Annotated in this window: 12 protein-coding genes; 7 read left to right on the forward strand and 5 right to left on the reverse strand. The window is 64.6% G+C overall.

Features of this window, described 5'->3' with window-relative positions; all coding sequences use genetic code 11:
* The first annotated feature begins 255 nt into the window (after window positions 1-255).
* Window positions 256-1,341, forward strand: coding sequence for a nitrogen regulation protein NR(II) (gene glnL / locus F3J44_RS03920; RefSeq protein ID WP_167270706.1), 1,086 nt, complete (start codon window positions 256-258; stop codon window positions 1,339-1,341).
* Window positions 1,338-2,774: a nitrogen regulation protein NR(I) gene (ntrC, locus tag F3J44_RS03925; protein WP_167064536.1), complete on the forward strand. Its 1,437-nt coding sequence runs from the start codon at window positions 1,338-1,340 to the stop codon at window positions 2,772-2,774. Before glnL ends, ntrC begins: the two co-directional genes overlap by 4 nt.
* A 439-nt stretch (window positions 2,775-3,213) precedes the next feature.
* Here the strand turns inward: ntrC and F3J44_RS03930 are convergent, their stop codons facing one another.
* On the reverse strand, window positions 3,214-3,651 hold the full coding sequence (locus tag F3J44_RS03930; RefSeq protein WP_167270707.1) for a hypothetical protein: 438 nt from the start codon (window positions 3,649-3,651) through the stop codon (window positions 3,214-3,216).
* Here F3J44_RS03930 and trmL point away from each other — a divergent pair.
* Window positions 3,650-4,111: a tRNA (uridine(34)/cytosine(34)/5-carboxymethylaminomethyluridine(34)-2'-O)-methyltransferase TrmL gene (gene trmL, locus F3J44_RS03935; protein ID WP_167064541.1), complete on the forward strand. Its 462-nt coding sequence runs from the start codon at window positions 3,650-3,652 to the stop codon at window positions 4,109-4,111. The two genes, F3J44_RS03930 and trmL, sit on opposite strands and share 2 nt — an antisense overlap.
* Window positions 4,112-4,275: 164 nt before the next feature.
* Here the strand turns inward: trmL and secB are convergent, their stop codons facing one another.
* From secB to F3J44_RS03950, 3 genes are read right to left on the reverse strand one after another with little or no spacing between them, the layout of a single operon-like run.
* Window positions 4,276-4,761, reverse strand: coding sequence for a protein-export chaperone SecB (gene secB / locus F3J44_RS03940; RefSeq protein ID WP_167064543.1), 486 nt, complete (start codon window positions 4,759-4,761; stop codon window positions 4,276-4,278).
* A gap of 39 nt (window positions 4,762-4,800) precedes the next feature.
* Window positions 4,801-5,055, reverse strand: a complete 255-nt coding sequence (gene grxC / locus F3J44_RS03945) for a glutaredoxin 3 (RefSeq protein WP_167064546.1) — start codon at window positions 5,053-5,055, stop codon at window positions 4,801-4,803.
* Between the two features lies 1 nt (window position 5,056).
* Window positions 5,057-5,470, reverse strand: coding sequence for a rhodanese-like domain-containing protein (locus F3J44_RS03950; protein ID WP_167064549.1), 414 nt, complete (start codon window positions 5,468-5,470; stop codon window positions 5,057-5,059).
* Between the two features lie 206 nt (window positions 5,471-5,676).
* On the opposite strand from F3J44_RS03950, the gene gpmI reads away from it, so the two are divergent.
* The 4 genes from gpmI (at window position 5,677) to F3J44_RS03970 (ending at window position 10,947) form a co-directional block, all read left to right on the forward strand.
* The gene (gpmI, locus tag F3J44_RS03955; protein ID WP_167064552.1) at window positions 5,677-7,212 is read left to right on the forward strand and encodes a 2,3-bisphosphoglycerate-independent phosphoglycerate mutase; all 1,536 of its coding nucleotides are present in this window, start codon (window positions 5,677-5,679) and stop codon (window positions 7,210-7,212) included.
* A 227-nt stretch (window positions 7,213-7,439) separates the two neighbouring features.
* Complete coding sequence (locus F3J44_RS03960; protein ID WP_167270708.1) at window positions 7,440-8,747, forward strand: murein hydrolase activator EnvC; 1,308 nt, start codon at window positions 7,440-7,442, stop codon at window positions 8,745-8,747.
* 79 nt (window positions 8,748-8,826) lie between these two features.
* On the forward strand, window positions 8,827-10,158 hold the full coding sequence (locus F3J44_RS03965) for a S41 family peptidase (RefSeq protein ID WP_167270710.1): 1,332 nt from the start codon (window positions 8,827-8,829) through the stop codon (window positions 10,156-10,158).
* A gap of 9 nt (window positions 10,159-10,167) precedes the next feature.
* Window positions 10,168-10,947: a divergent polysaccharide deacetylase family protein gene (locus F3J44_RS03970; RefSeq protein WP_167270712.1), complete on the forward strand. Its 780-nt coding sequence runs from the start codon at window positions 10,168-10,170 to the stop codon at window positions 10,945-10,947.
* Between the two features lie 28 nt (window positions 10,948-10,975).
* On the opposite strand, the gene F3J44_RS03975 is transcribed toward F3J44_RS03970, so the two are convergent.
* Window positions 10,976-15,610, reverse strand: a complete 4,635-nt coding sequence (locus F3J44_RS03975; RefSeq protein ID WP_167270714.1) for a dermonecrotic toxin domain-containing protein — start codon at window positions 15,608-15,610, stop codon at window positions 10,976-10,978.
* Window positions 15,611-15,655 lie beyond the last annotated feature (45 nt).

Genomic DNA, 15,655 nt, shown 5'->3' on the forward strand with positions numbered 1-15,655 from the left:
GCTCTATATTGGTGCATGCAGCAGGCGAGCGCCCTGCTATGCACCCCAAAAAAAGGCACGTGAAACGTTTAACCCGAGAATTCTGGTCCGAATCTGCGCAATTTCAGGCCTTTATGGGAAAATTCCGCTTCTTTTCGGAGCCTTGGTTTGTTTCTTGCAGTTTCTTGTGAAGAGACTGGCATCCGCGGAGCCTCCGCGCGCCCGGCCCTGGCCGCGCCATGCCTGACAAGCGCCAAAAGAGGTCAACGACGCCTTATGACCATCAGCGATGCGCAGCACCGTCTGCTTCTGGACAACCTGACCACCGCCACGCTGCTGCTCAATGCCGAGCTGCGCCTGGAATACATGAACCCGGCCGCGGAAATGCTGCTGGCCGTCAGCGGCCAGCGCAGCCACGGCCAGTTCATCAGCGAGCTGTTCACCGAATCGACCGAGGCGCTCAACTCGCTGCGCCAGGCCGTGGAACAGGCGCACCCGTTCACCAAGCGCGAAGCGCAACTGACCTCGCTGACCGGCCAGACCATCACCGTCGACTACGCCGTGACGCCAATCCTGCACCAGGGCACCACCCTGTTGCTGCTGGAGGTGCACCCGCGTGACCGTCTGCTGCGCATCACCAAGGAAGAGGCCCAGCTGAGCAAGCAGGAAACCACCAAGATGCTGGTGCGTGGCCTGGCCCACGAGATCAAGAACCCGCTCGGCGGCATTCGCGGCGCCGCGCAGCTGCTGGCGCGCGAACTGCCTGAAGAAAGCCTGCGCGACTACACCAATGTGATCATCGAAGAGGCCGACCGCCTGCGCAACCTGGTCGACCGCATGCTCGGCTCGAACAAACTGCCGTCGCTGGCCATGACCAACATCCACGAGGTGCTGGAGCGCGTGTGCAGCCTGGTGGAGGCGGAAAGCCAGGGCTGCATCACATTGGTGCGCGATTACGACCCAAGCCTGCCCGATGTGTTGATCGACCGCGAGCAGATGATCCAGGCCGTACTCAACATCGTGCGCAACGCCATGCAGGCGATCAGCTCGCAGAACGAGCTGCGCCTTGGCCGCATCAGCCTGCGCAGCCGCGCCGTGCGCCAGTTCACCATCGGCCATGTGCGCCATCGCCTGGCGGCCCGTATCGAGATCATCGACAACGGCCCGGGCATTCCTGCGGAACTGCAGGACACCCTGTTTTATCCCATGGTCAGCGGGCGCCCGGACGGTACCGGGCTCGGCCTGGCCATTACCCAGAACATCATCAGCCAGCACCAGGGCTTGATCGAGTGTGAAAGCCACGCAGGGCACACCGCCTTCTCGATCTTCCTGCCCCTGGAACAAGGAGCCACCGCCTCATGAGCCGCAGTGAAACCGTATGGATCGTCGACGATGACCGCTCCATCCGCTGGGTCCTGGAAAAAGCCCTGCAACAGGAAGGCATGACCACCCAGAGCTTCGACAGCGCCGATGGCGTGATGGGCCGCCTGGCCCGGCAGCAGCCGGACGTGATCATTTCCGACATCCGCATGCCCGGTGCCAGCGGCCTCGACCTGCTGGCGCAGATCCGCGAACACCACCCGCGCCTGCCGGTCATCATCATGACCGCGCACTCGGACCTGGACAGCGCCGTGGCGTCGTACCAGGGCGGTGCCTTCGAGTACCTGCCCAAGCCGTTCGACGTCGACGAGGCCGTCTCCCTGGTCAAGCGTGCCAACCAGCACGCCCAGGAACAGCAAGGCCTGGACGTGCCCCAGGTGCTGGCGCGCACGCCGGAGATCATCGGCGAAGCGCCGGCGATGCAGGAGGTGTTTCGCGCCATCGGCCGCCTCAGCCACTCCAACATCACCGTGCTGATCAACGGCGAGTCGGGCACCGGCAAGGAGCTGGTGGCCCATGCCCTGCACCGCCACAGCCCGCGCGCCGCTTCGCCGTTCATCGCCCTGAACATGGCGGCCATTCCCAAGGACCTGATGGAGTCGGAGCTGTTCGGCCACGAGAAAGGCGCCTTCACCGGCGCGGCCAACCTGCGCCGTGGGCGCTTCGAGCAGGCCGACGGCGGCACCTTGTTCCTCGACGAGATCGGCGATATGCCGGCCGATACCCAAACCCGCCTGCTGCGGGTGCTGGCCGACGGCGAGTTCTACCGTGTGGGCGGGCATATTCCGGTGAAGGTCGACGTGCGCATCATCGCCGCCACCCACCAGAACCTGGAATCGCTGGTCACTGCGGGCAAGTTCCGTGAAGACTTGTTCCACCGCCTGAACGTGATCCGCATCCATATCCCGCGCCTGGCCGACCGCCGCGAGGACATTCCGGCGCTGGCCCGCCACTTCCTTGGCCGCGCCGCCCAGGAGCTGGCGGTGGAGCCGAAGCTGCTCAAGCCGGAAACCGAAGAGTTCATTCGCAACCTGCCGTGGCCGGGCAACGTGCGCCAGCTGGAGAACACCTGCCGCTGGATCACGGTGATGGCGTCCAGCCGCGAAGTGCTGATCGGCGACTTGCCGCCAGAGCTGCTGAACCTGCCCCAGGACGCGGCGCCGGTGACCAACTGGGAGCAGGCGCTGCGCCAATGGGCCGACCAGGCCCTGGCGCGCGGGCAGTCGAACCTGCTCGACAGCGCGGTGCCCAGCTTCGAGCGGATCATGATCGAGACGGCCCTCAAGCACACCGCCGGGCGGCGGCGTGATGCGGCGGTGTTGCTGGGTTGGGGGCGCAATACCCTGACCCGCAAGATCAAGGAGCTGGGGATGAATGTGGATGGCGGGGATGATGATGAGGGTGAGGACCACTGACCTGTTGCGTCACCTGTGACACCTCTGGGGCTGCTGCGCAGCCCATCGCGACCTATGGTCGCTCCTACAGGCGTTCATATTCCTGTAGGAGCGACCGCAGGTCGCGATGGGCCGCGAAGCGGCCCCAGCCCTTTCTGCCCAGATGCACCGATCCTGTGCCCCGTGCACCTCCCCAAGGCACAAATCCCCTCAAACCCCGGCCAAATCGCCCTGAAAGCCCCGTATTCCCGGGCTTTGAAAACTTGGCACGCCCCCTGCAATAGATAATACATATCCAGTTTCGGGGGCCCTGGTACAGGCAGGCCGGGTGACCCCTCTTTTATTCGCTGTAACGCCACTTTCGGGGACCTCGGTACAGGCAGGCCGGGCCATCCCCCCTTTAATTCGCTGTAAGCCCTTTTGGGGACCTCGGTACAGGCAGGCCGGGATATCCCCTCTTTTATTCGTGCAGCCTCACCTGCACCCGCCAACGCCCAGCGTCCTCTGCACCGGCCCATTGGCCGTGCAGGGGGCGCGCGGCAACCACCGTCAGCAGCAGCCCTTGCTCACTCTTCTGCACCCGCCATGCAACCGGCTTGCCTTGCACGTCGAGCTGGCCGCGCTGGGCCTTGCCCTCGGCCTGGAACAGCAGCGCCACGGTGCCTTCAACGTTCTCGCCATGCAGCTTGGGCGCCTCGTTGAACCACAGGTCCAGGCCGTCCTGAACCACCTCCACCTGCTCCAGCACGCGCTCCTCGGGGGCGGTGAGGCGGCCGATCATAAGCCCGGCCATCATGCCGACAATGGCCAGCGACAGCAGCACACGTGGCCAGCCCTTCGAACGCTCGTCCGGTTCAGGGGTAGAATGGTCACCATCTTCATGCTTGGAGCCGTGCATGTTTCACGTCATCCTTTTTCAACCTGAAATTCCGCCGAACACCGGCAACATCATCCGCCTCTGCGCCAACAGTGGCTGCGCCCTGCACCTGATCGAGCCGATCAGCTTCGAGCTGGACGACAAGCGCCTGCGCCGTGCGGGGCTGGATTACCACGAGTATGCCACGCTCAAGCGCCACGAGAGCCTGGCCGCCTGCCTGGAAAGCCTGGGCAATCCACGGCTGTTCGCCTTCACCACCAAGGGTTCGCACCCCTTCCATGAAGTGGCCTACCAGCCGGGCGATGCCTTCCTGTTCGGGCCAGAGAGCCGTGGCCTGCCGGCGGAAGTGCTGGACAGCCTGCCAGCCGAGCAGCGCCTGCGCCTGCCGATGCGGCCTGGGTGCCGGAGTTTGAACCTGTCCAATACCGTGGCGGTGACGGTGTATGAGGCCTGGCGGCAGAATGGCTTTGCCGGGAGTTGAGATCGCGCACGGCCTTGCCTGAGCATCGCGAGCTACGCTCGCTCCTACAGGGGGTACCAAACCCTGGTAGGAGCGAGCAAAGCTCGCGATGCGCCGCCCACGCGGCGCCGGCTCCCAAACCAAAAAAAGCGCCCCGAGAGGCGCTTTTTCAATACCGGCAAAAATTACTGCACGGTCGGCGTTTCGCCCGCTTCCTGCATACGCTGCAGCTCTTGCGCGTACAGGGCGTCGAAGTTCACCGGCGACAGCATCAGGGCCGGGAACGAACCACGGGTCACTAGGCTGTCCAGGGTTTCGCGGGCGTACGGGAACAGGATGTTCGGGCAGAACGCGCCCAGGGTGTGGCTCATCGAAGCAGCGTCGAGGTTGGCGATCAGGAAGATGCCGGCCTGTTGCACTTCGGCGATGAAGGCCACTTCGTCACCGTTCTTCACGGTGACCGACAGGGTCAGCACCACTTCGTGGAAGTCGCCTTCCAGGGCTTTCTGCTTGGTGTTCAAGTCCAGGGCAACGCTTGGCTCCCACTGCTGGCGGAAGATCTGCGGGCTTTTCGGGGCTTCGAACGACAGGTCACGCACGTAGATGCGCTGCAGGGAGAACTGAGGGCTGTTGTCTTCTGCAGCAGCGCCGTTGGTCTGTTGGTCAGTCATGGCAGATCCTTATCCTAATGTTTTTGAATGCAGTGCAAATCAGGCCGCCAGCAGCGCGTCGAGCTTGCCGGCGCGCTCCAGGGCAAAGAGGTCATCGCATCCACCGACGTGGGTGCTGCCGATCCAGATCTGCGGCACCGAGGTACGGCCGGCCTTCTGGCTCATTTCAGCGCGCACCTGGGGCTTGCCGTCGACCTTGATCTCTTCGAAGGCCACGCCCTTGCTCTCAAGCAGGTACTTGGCGCGCATGCAGTAGGGGCAGTAGTCGCTGGAATAGACGATGACAGGCTTCATATCACTTCACCAGTGGCAGGTTATCGGCTTTCCAGCTGGAAACGCCACCGCTCAGCTTGGCAGCGGTGTAACCAGCCTTGAGCAGTTCGCGGCAGATCGTGCCGGACTGCTGGCCCATTGCATCGACGATGATCAGGGTCTTTTCTTTGTGCTTTTCAAGCTCGGCCATGCGGTTGGCCAGCTTGTCCTGCGGGATGTTCAGCGCGCCGACGATGTGGCCGGCCGAGTATTCCTTCGCAGGACGAATGTCGATGACCAGGGCTTTGTCGGCGTTGACCAGGGCGGTCAGCTGGCCATTGCTCAGGCTCTGGCCACCACGGCGGACTTCATTGACCAGCAGTGCGACCAGCAGCACAACGAAGATCGCCACCAGGATGTAGTGATCTGTCGCGAATTGAATCAGGTGAGCAACCATCAGCGGTGTTCCAGTCGATTGAAAATGCCGGCCAGTATACACAGCCCCCCAGTGCCACCAAAGCCCGGTTGGCCGGCTGTAAAAGTACCTTCATGTTGCCAGGTGGCCCGCGCTGGTCGGTGAGCAGGACGATTATTCGCCGCTGATGGCGCATTTGCCCTAAAATGCGTGTCTTTATCATCTTTGAACAACCGTGAGTTTGATTGATGACGAGCACGCCCAAACCCCTGGTCCTGATCATCCTGGATGGATTCGGCCATAGCGAAAGCCCCGAATACAACGCCATCTACGCCGCCAACACACCGGTCTACGACCGCCTGCGCGCCACCCAGCCGCATGGTTTGATTTCCGGTTCCGGGATGGACGTTGGCCTGCCGGACGGGCAGATGGGCAACTCCGAAGTCGGCCACATGAACCTCGGGGCCGGGCGCGTCGTCTACCAGGACTTCACCCGGGTGACCAAGGCCATCCGCGATGGCGAGTTCTTCCAGAACCCGGTGCTCACCGGCGCCGTCGACAAGGCCGCCGCCAACGGCAAGGCCGTGCACATCCTTGGCCTGCTGTCCGACGGTGGCGTTCACAGCCACCAGGACCACCTGGTGGCCATGGCCGAACTGGCCGTGCAACGCGGTGCCGAGAAAATCTACCTGCACGCCTTCCTCGACGGCCGCGACACCCCGCCGCGCAGTGCCCAATCGTCCATCGAACTGCTCGACGCCACCTTCGCCAAGCTCGGCAAGGGCCGCATCGCCAGCCTGATCGGCCGTTACTATGCCATGGACCGCGACAACCGCTGGGACCGGGTCAGCGCCGCCTATAACCTGATCGTCGACAGCACCGCCGAATACACCGCCGACAGCGCCGTTGCCGGCCTGGAAGCGGCCTATGCGCGTGACGAGAGCGACGAGTTCGTCAAGGCCACGCGCATTGGCGAGGCGGTGAAGGTCGAAGACGGCGACGCGGTGATCTTCATGAACTTCCGCGCCGACCGCGCCCGCGAGCTGTCGCGCGTGTTCGTCGAGCCCGATTTCAACGAATTCCCCCGCGCCCGCCTGCCCAAGCTGGCCGCCTACATCGGCCTCACCCAGTATTCGGCGAAAATCCCGGCCCCGGCGGCATTTGCCCCGGCCAGCCTGAACAACGTGCTTGGCGAGTACCTGGCGAAGAACGGCAAAACCCAGCTGCGCATCGCCGAAACCGAGAAATACGCCCACGTTACCTTCTTCTTCTCCGGTGGCCGTGAAGAGCCGTTCGAAGGCGAAGAGCGCATCCTGATTCCATCGCCAAAGGTTGCTACCTACGACCTGCAGCCGGAAATGAGCGCGCCGGAGGTCACCGACCGCATCGTCGAGGCCATCGAGCAGCAGCGCTACGATGTGATCGTGGTCAACTACGCCAACGGCGACATGGTCGGCCACACCGGCGTGTTCCAGGCCGCGGTCAAGGCCGTGGAAGCCCTGGACGGCTGCGTTGGGCGCATCGTCGAGGCGCTGGACAAGGTCGGCGGCGAAGCGCTGATCACGGCCGACCATGGCAATGTCGAGCAGATGGAAGACGAAAGCACCGGCCAGGCGCACACCGCCCACACCACGGAGCCTGTGCCCTTCATTTATGTTGGCAAGCGCAAGGTGCAGGTCCGCGAAGGCGGCGTGCTGGCTGACGTGGCGCCAACCATGCTGAAGCTGCTGGGGCTGGAGAAGCCTTCGGAAATGACCGGTACTTCGATTCTGGTTGACGGTTGATTGTGGAGCGGGGCCGCTTTGCGGCCCTTCGCGACTTGGCAGTCGCTCCTACCAGGGAATCGCGTAACCCCCGTAGGAGCGACTGCCAAGTCGCGATGGGCCGCAAAGCAGCCCCACCCACGCATGAATTCCAGACAAACGCCCCCCTGTCCCCACAGCGAGGCGTTTTTTTTGCCTGCCCGCACGGGCATACTAGGCCGGTCTCCAGCCCCGGTACGCCAAACCCCATGCTACGCGCCCTGATCCTACTAGCCTTGTCCTGCCTGCTCAGCCCGGCCTTCGCCGACGAGCGCGCGCAGACCCAGCAACAACTGGACTCCACCCGCCAGGACATTGCCGAGCTCAAGAAGACATTGGGCAAGCTGCAGGAAGAAAAAGCCGGCGTACAAAAAGACCTCAAGGCCACCGAAACCGATATCGGCAACCTGGAGAAGCAGGTGGAGGCCCTGCAACAAGCACTAAAAAAGACCGAGGGCGAGCTGGAGCGCCTTGATACCGAGAAAAAAAAACTCCAGAGCGCCCGCGTTGAACAACAACGGCTGATCGCCATCCAGGCCCGTTCGGCCTACCAGAACAATGGGCGCGAGGAATACCTCAAGCTGCTGCTCAACCAGCAGAACCCCGAGAAATTCGCCCGCACCCTCACCTACTACGACTACCTGAGCAAGGCACGCCTCGACCAGCTCAAGGCCTTCAACGAAACCCTGCGCCAGCTGGCCAACGTCGAGCAGGATATTTCCCGCCAGCAAGAGCAGCTGCTGGCCCAGCGCGCCGACCTCGACAGCCGCCGCCAGGCCCTGGACGCCGAACGCGGCAAGCGCCAGCAGGTGCTGGCCAAGCTCAACAGCGACGTCAAGGACCACGACCAGAAGCTGCAGGCCCGCGAGCAAGACCAGGCCGACCTTGCCAAGGTGCTCAAAACCATCGAGGAAACCCTCGCCCGCCAGGCCCGCGAAGCCGAAGAGGCGCGCAAGAAGGCCCTGTTGGCCCAGCAGGAAGCCGAGAAGCGCCGCCAGCAGGAAGCCTTGGCGGCGGCCCGTGCCGACAAAGCGGAAAAAGAAGACGCCGAACCGCCGAAAAAGGCCCGCACTACCCTCGGCCCGATGGTTTCCAGCGACGGCGCCAGCTACGGCGGTGCATTTTCCGCGGCGCGGGGAAAACTTCCATGGCCGGTCAATGGTCGATTACTGGCACGCTTCGGTGATGCCCGCGGCAGCGATGCCCGCGCCAAATGGGACGGGGTGATGATCAGCGCCAGCCCCGGCACCCAGGTGCATGCGGTGCACGGCGGGCGCGTGGTGTTCGCCGACTGGTTGCGCGGCGCTGGACTTCTGGTCATTCTCGACCATGGTAATGGTTACCTGAGCCTCTACGGCCACAACCAGAGCCTGCTCAAGAGCGCCGGGGACATCGTCAAGGCCGGCGAGGCCATTTCCACCGTTGGCGACAGCGGCGGCCAGGACGCCGCAGGCTTGTACTTCGCCATCCGTCAGCAGGGCCGCCCCACCGACCCTGCCCAGTGGTGCCGAGGCTGACACAACATTGACGGCGTAGCGCCTGGCGCTGCGCCGATGCTCCCACGGGAGCGCCTACAGGATCAGGAGTTCGTTCGACATGCTGCACTCGCCTCGCCTCACCCAGCTGGCCCTGACCATCGCCCTGGTGGTCGGCGCTCCCCTGGCCGTTGCTGCCGAGCCGGCCAAGGCCGCCAAGCCCGCCGCGGTGCCGGCCACCGAGGTGACCGCCAAGGCGCCGCTGCCACTGGAAGAGCTGCGCACCTTCGCCGAGGTCATGGACCGCATCAAGGCCGCCTATGTAGAGCCTGTTGACGACAAGACCCTGCTGGAAAACGCCATCAAGGGCATGCTCAGCAACCTCGACCCGCACTCGGCCTACCTGGGCCCCGAGGACTTCCAGGAGCTGCAGGAAAGCACCAGCGGCGAATTCGGCGGCCTGGGCATCGAAGTGGGCCAGGAAGACGGCATGATCAAGGTGGTGTCGCCGATCGACGACACCCCGGCGTCCCGTGCCGGTGTGCAGGCGGGTGACCTGATCGTCAAGATCAACGGCGCCCCTACCCGCGGCCAGACCATGACCGAAGCGGTCGACAAGATGCGCGGCAAGATCGGCGAGAAAATCACCCTGACCCTGGTGCGTGACGGCGGCAACCCGTTCGACGTGACCCTCGCCCGTGCGGTGATCCAGGTCAAGAGCGTGAAGAGCCAACTGCTGGAAAGCGGCTACGGCTACATCCGCATCACCCAGTTCCAGGTCAAGACTGGCGAGGAAGTGGGCAAGGCCCTGGCCAAGCTGCGCAAGGACAACGGCAAGAAACTGCGCGGCCTGGTGCTGGACCTGCGCAACAACCCAGGCGGCGTGCTGCAGGCGGCGGTGGAAGTGGCCGACCACTTCCTGACCAAGGGCCTGATCGTCTACACCAAGGGCCGCATCGCCAACTCCGAGCTGCGCTTCACCGCCGACCCCGCCGACGCCAGCGAAGGCGTGCCGCTGGTGGTGCTGATCAACGGTGGCAGCGCCTCGGCCTCGGAAATCGTCGCCGGCGCCCTGCAAGACCAGAAACGTGCCGTGCTGATGGGCACCGACAGCTTCGGCAAAGGCTCGGTACAAACCGTGCTGCCGCTGGCCAACGACCGAGCGCTGAAGCTCACCACAGCCCTGTACTACACCCCCAACGGCCGCTCGATCCAGGCCCAGGGCATCGTTCCCGACATCGAAGTGCGCCCGGCCAAGCTGACCACCGATGCCAGCGACAACGACACCTTCAAGGAAGCCGACCTGCAAGGCCACCTGGGCAACGGCAACGGCGGCGCCGACCGCCCCACCGGCAGCAGCGGCAAGCGTACCGAGCGCCCGCAGGACAGCGACTACCAGCTGAGCCAGGCCTTGAGCCTGCTCAAGGGCCTGAACGTCACCAAAGGCGACTGATACTTCCCCATGCGTTATCTGCTGTGTCTGCTGTTCTGCCTGTTGGCCGGCGTCGCGCAAGCGGCGCCGGCCGGCAAGGCCTACCTGAGCATCATCATCGACGACCTGGGCCAAAGCGCCGAGCGTGACAGCCGTACCCTCGCCCTGCCAGGGCCTGTGACCATGGCGATCATGCCCGACACCCCCCATGCCACGGATTTCGCCCGCCAGGCCCACAAGGCCGGCAAAACGGTGATCCTGCACATGCCCATGGACCCGGCCACCGGCCCCTATGCCTGGCACCCTGAAATTCCCCTCGAAGAGCTCGCCCGGCGCCTGGACGCCGCATTGGCCAAGGTGCCTTACGCCGCTGGCATCAACAACCACATGGGCAGCCGCATGACCGCCCAGCGAGAGCCGATGACCTGGTTGATGGGAGAACTGCAGCGCCGCCACCTGTTCTTCGTCGACAGCCGCACCAGCGCCGCCACGGTCGCCGCCGCCGAGGCCCAGGCGCTCGGCCTGGCGCACGTGTCGCGGGATGTGTTCCTTGATGACGTGCGCACCCCCGAAGCCATTGCCGGGCAGTTGCAGCAAGGCATTGCCCTGGCCCGCAAACAGGGCTCGGCCGTGCTGATCGGCCACCCCTACCCGCAGACCCTGGCGGTACTGGAACAGGCCATCCCGCAGCTCAAGCGCCACGGTGTGGAACTGATCCGCCTGCAGCAGATGATTGCCGAGCGTGGCAACCAGGCGATGCCCGCCCACGGCCACCAGGGGCGCTACAGCAACGCTGCCGCCCCGCGCTAGCGGGAGCAGCAGCGGCTCGTACCGGCACTCACGCGAAGGGGAACAGGTCCGCGACCTGCTGGGCCTTCAGTTCACCGCGATAGATGAACAGCAACTCGTTACGGGTTTGCGCAGCACGCATTTGCGCGTTGCGCCCCAGCTTGCGCTCGGACCAGATTTTCAAGTGGCCCTTGTCGAACTCAAGCGCCGGCGTGGCTTGCGCCCGATAATGAAAATGCGCTTCCCACAGGCCACTGCCCTGGGCCTGCTTGCCCACCGGGCGCCTGCGGATTTCATAGATGTCCAGGTAATCACCGGCCTGGGTCGGTTTGCGCTGTTCCGAGCGGGTGACCGTCACCTCGCCGCTGCGCAGCAGAAAGCGCAGGCTGTCTGCCGTCGGGTGGCGGGTCGTGAGGTACAGGCCGCGCAGCAGGTCGTCCTTGGCCAGGCGCAAGCGGTCGATGCCGTCGTTCAATGCCTCGTGCAGGGTTTCATGCGCGGCCACCGTCAGCTTGCCGGTGAACTCGGCGAGCTTTTCGATATGGCCGTCGATGACCGTTTCCAACCCGCGCGGCTCGTCGGACTTCACGTACTGCCTGGCCAGGGCGATCACCTGTTCCACTTGTGCCAGCAGGCCCTCGGCCCGCGCCGCGCCTAGCGCGTCGTCGCCTGGAAGCGCGGGCTCCGGGCTGGTCGGTGATGTGCCGCTGTCCTCTACCCATTGGCCGTCATGCTGGTGGAAGGTCTTGAGCACCGCCTTGCGAAAGTCCAGCTGCTGGATAACCGTTTCGCCGTCGACATCGGTTTCCTCACCCACCACTTTATGGCCCCGGCGCGTGGTCACCACCTTGCGCCGGCCCCCACGGCTGGCGTAGAGCGTCACCCGTGGCCGGCGCGGCTCGGCCAGTTCGAGCTCGCGCACGGCCTGGTTCAGGTCTTCCTGAATCGCGTCCATCAGGCCTTTGAGCACCTTGCGGTAGGCGGCCAGCGGCGCCTGCCGGATACCCTCCCCACCCAGGCTGGCCAGGTAGTCGCTCATCGCTTCGGCCTGCTGGTAATCCTGCAAGACGCCGGAGAGGATATCGACCCGCTCCTTCAAGTCCGGCTGGGCCGCGACCTCGCCATGGGCACTGCCGGAGCTTTTCAGCTCGGCACTGGCCAGGTAGTCGGCGTAATCGACCAAGACCTGCTCATCGATCGGCGCCAGGCGGTTCAGGCTGGCTTCGGCCAGGTCCATCAACAGGCCGAACTGCTGGTCGACCGAGGTCAGCCGGCGCTCTTCGATGATTTGCCCAAGCCACGCCTCTTTGCCAATACGTTCCCCGGTCTGTTCATCCCTAAATACCACCGAGCGGTCGCCCAGGGTGCTTTCCAGCAAGGCATCGAACTTCTCGGACAGGTTCACCAGCTCAGTGCGCCAACCCACTACCGCTTCCACTTGCTGGTAATAGTCCAGGTAGCTCTGTTTTTCCGCGTCCGTTTCCGGCAGCACGGCAATGCTGTCGCCCAGGCCCTGCAAGTTCGCCTGTGCAATCAGCTCGCTCAGCTCTTGGGTGTACAGGTCGCAACGTTCGATCAAATCACGGCGAGTGGCATTGCGTTGCAGGCGAATCGCCTCCTGCATGTTCACCGGTGCTCGCCCCACGGCCGCGATCTGGCTGACGAGCTCGTCATGGGCGATGCCTTTTTCTACCAGTTGCTTCATGTCAGTGAGCAGCCGCAAGCGCGATTGCCTCATCAGGTTGGTGAGGATCCTGTGTCGCTCGTCATTGGCCTCCCCTGGGTAGGCATCCAAGTCCTCAATGGACTTTCTAAGGAAGCTTCGGTGCTTCTCGAAGTTATCGCCCAGGTCGTTCAGCTCGGTCAACAAGCGCGACTCGCGGGATTGCAACGACTCCAGCAGGGCCATGTTGGCCTCTTTCATGCGCTCCACTCGCCGCTTGGGCATGCCGCCCAGGCCACGCATGGCACGGTCGATGCGCCACGCGCCGGCCTCGAACTGCAACCAGGGCCCGGTCAGCTGCTGGCCATCGAATATCCTGATGCCGCCGTCCACCTGGCCCACGTGGTAGGTCAAGCCCGCCATGGTCAGGTAATAGGCGCCATCCACTTCATGCAAACCCTGGCGAACCCCCGAAGCAATGGGCTCCACGCCTTCGAGGGCGACCGCCACAGCCAGGCGTTGCAGCTCGCGCTTGTTCTCTGCCGTCAGGTAGTTGAACCCCTGGTTGCCCCGGAAACGCAGGTCGAGCTGGCTCGCGGCAAGGGGCATGGCCCCGGCGAGCACGGTTTTCCCCTGCGCCACCTGGGCGGCGGGTACGACCGGGCGCAATGGCAGGCGCGGAACAAGACGGGCCGGGTCCACCGCCGCCGGTGGTAGCGCCGGCACAGTGGGCTGGCGCTGATGGAGCAGCGCCAGCCCAAGGTTGAGCAACACATCGACCACCGCCGCCGAACGCCCGAACGCATCGTGACCTGCCAGCATTTGCAGGTCATCGTCCAACCCCTTGAACAGCTGCAGTAGCCAGGCCACGCTGGCCACGGGCCCGCCAATCAGAAGCGTCGCGGTATCGAACAGCAGCCACGCGCCTTCGGCAAGGCGCGCCCAGCGGCTACGGGCCGTGGAGGTCGACTGCAACTGGGCAAGCTCCACCAGCAGGTCGCGGTTGGCAGCATAGAGTTTTTCATCCACCTGGCTCAGCCAGAGCTGAACATCCAGCAGCGCCGGGGCTCCTTGTTCGGGCAGGTTGTAGGGGTCGATGCCGATGATGGCGACGTGGGGGTCGGCGAATCCGCCGTTTGCGTAAAGGCTGTGTGCGTCCGGCGCCATCCAGGCCAGCAGGCTTTGCTGCAGCACATCGCTTTGGCGTATGGCCTGCAGCATCGCCTCAAGGCTGGCGAACTCCTTGAGCACGGGTTGCTCGAACAGTGGGCAATACAGCAACGCCCTGCGCGGCTCGGCCGAAAACACCACGTAGGCGCCACGCACCAGGTCATGCCGGGTGGATGCCTGGCGTGGCTTGAAGGCCAGCGGGAACAGCGTGATGTTCGGCGTCTGCCGGTCAACGTGGCCCCGGCAGTAATCGACGATGACCTGCAAGCCCGCCTCACTCAAGCCACCCTCAAGCCTTGCCGCCAGCGCCAGGAATACCAGCGCACTACGCCACTCGCGGGCAAAGCGGCGCACCCGCTCGGGGCGCTGGCTGCGCTCATCCAGTTGCTGCGCCACCGCTTGCGGGTAATGGCCGCCGATGTCGACCTCGCCCACCAGGCGCTTGAGGTAGTCGGCGTTCAGCCAACCCGGCAACCGGCGGCCAGTTCGGTGTGCAATGCCCTTGATGAAGGCGCCGTGCAGCGAACCCAGGTTGCCGATGGCGAACTGGGTAAGGGTTTTTTGGCCGAGGCTTTCCAGCGGTTCACCGCCGCCACTGCCAACCCCGGCGCCACCTGGCACACCACGGGCGATGGCAAGCTCCAGCAGCAGGTCATCACTGTCGTAGAGTGCCGCCTGTGCATGGTCTGCCTGCATCGCCTCGGCCAGCCGCTGCCGGGTATAGGTGTGCAGGTCGGGAATGCCATCCAGGGCGGCAATGCCGTCCGAATCCAGTTGGTCGAGGGCCAATGCCAACAAGGCCGACTGGTAGGCGAAGCTGTCAGCGGCCCGGGCGCGGGCAAGGCCAGGCGGCGCCGGTAGCGCAGCGGCAGGGGGCGCCAAGTAGCCTTCGACGAAATGGCTCGACGGGTCGCTCAAGGCCAGGAACACCCGCTGCAGGTGCTCCACATCCTTCAGGAACGGGTACGGCACCTGCGCCAGGCGCTCGAACAGGCCTTCGAGCATCAGCGTGGCCTGGTAGGCGAAGGCATCCCCTTGCAGCGCGTAGCGGTCCCAGCTCATGTGCTCGAAGCGGTACTGCCCGGCCAACTGGTCACGCAGCCCGATGGCGAAGGCATCGAGGGTGTCGAACGCCCGGATCACACCCGAGGGTGCGCACCAAAGGATGACTTCGCGCTCATCCCATTCGCCCGTGACCAACAAAGCAGGCAAGCAAACCTGGCGGCGCCGTTCGCCCTCAGTGAGGGTTGCCTGCACGGCGAACACCGTGGGTGCCTGGTCGCCGCCCTTTAGCAGCCCGCGCACGCAGCGCTGCTGCTGGTCGTCCAGGCCTTGCAGGGGCAGGCCCTGCAACAGGGCCATCTTCACCACCAACTGCAGCCAGCGCTCACGGCTGACACCGGCGCTGCCCATGGCATTCCAGTAGTCGACCTGGGCTTGCTGGAACCACACCGGCAGCTCGGCCAGCAGTTCATTGATCGCGGAGCCTGCGCTGCCGAGGTCCAGATACCCCAGCGAGTCATCATCGCCGGCAAACCGGTGCGGTGCAGCCAGGCCGATCTTGTAGGCGCGGCCAGCAATGGGCGAGAAACCCAGTGCCTGCTGGTCGAGCACTGCTTGCAGGGCAACGTCCACCAGCGGCTGGGTGACCCAATGCGGCTGTGTTGGATGGGGGCTGATCAGCGTCACCGCCTCGGCACTGCCCAGCGGCGGCTGCACGCTGGCGATGGCAGGCAAGGTGTGTTCGAGAATGGCCAGCAAGCGCCGGGCCAGCACCTCGCGCAAGGTGGGGCGGGTGGCGAACTGGGTCGCGACGAGGGTTTTGAAATCGGCAGGCAGGAATTCAGGCATGGCGGGGCGACCTTGACGGAGAATGTTCCGCCAAGGTCGCCCAGC

It is taken from the genome of Pantoea sp. Tr-811 (assembly GCF_011752535.1).
Classification (GTDB): Bacteria; Pseudomonadota; Gammaproteobacteria; order Pseudomonadales; family Pseudomonadaceae; genus Aquipseudomonas.

Bases quoted from the DNA above. Each gene is read 5' to 3' on its own strand.
- glnL (WP_167270706.1), top strand. From the start codon at position 256: ATGACCATCAGCGATGCGCAGCACCGTCTGCTTCTGGACAACCTGACC.
- ntrC (WP_167064536.1), top strand. From the start codon at position 1,338: ATGAGCCGCAGTGAAACCGTATGGATCGTCGACGATGACCGCTCCATC.
- trmL (WP_167064541.1), top strand. From the start codon at position 3,650: ATGTTTCACGTCATCCTTTTTCAACCTGAAATTCCGCCGAACACCGGC.
- F3J44_RS03930 (WP_167270707.1), bottom strand. From the start codon at position 3,651: ATGCACGGCTCCAAGCATGAAGATGGTGACCATTCTACCCCTGAACCG.
- secB (WP_167064543.1), bottom strand. From the start codon at position 4,761: ATGACTGACCAACAGACCAACGGCGCTGCTGCAGAAGACAACAGCCCT.
- grxC (WP_167064546.1), bottom strand. From the start codon at position 5,055: ATGAAGCCTGTCATCGTCTATTCCAGCGACTACTGCCCCTACTGCATG.
- F3J44_RS03950 (WP_167064549.1), bottom strand. From the start codon at position 5,470: ATGGTTGCTCACCTGATTCAATTCGCGACAGATCACTACATCCTGGTG.
- gpmI (WP_167064552.1), top strand. From the start codon at position 5,677: ATGACGAGCACGCCCAAACCCCTGGTCCTGATCATCCTGGATGGATTC.
- F3J44_RS03960 (WP_167270708.1), top strand. From the start codon at position 7,440: ATGCTACGCGCCCTGATCCTACTAGCCTTGTCCTGCCTGCTCAGCCCG.
- F3J44_RS03965 (WP_167270710.1), top strand. From the start codon at position 8,827: ATGCTGCACTCGCCTCGCCTCACCCAGCTGGCCCTGACCATCGCCCTG.
- F3J44_RS03970 (WP_167270712.1), top strand. From the start codon at position 10,168: ATGCGTTATCTGCTGTGTCTGCTGTTCTGCCTGTTGGCCGGCGTCGCG.
- F3J44_RS03975 (WP_167270714.1), bottom strand. From the start codon at position 15,610: ATGCCTGAATTCCTGCCTGCCGATTTCAAAACCCTCGTCGCGACCCAG.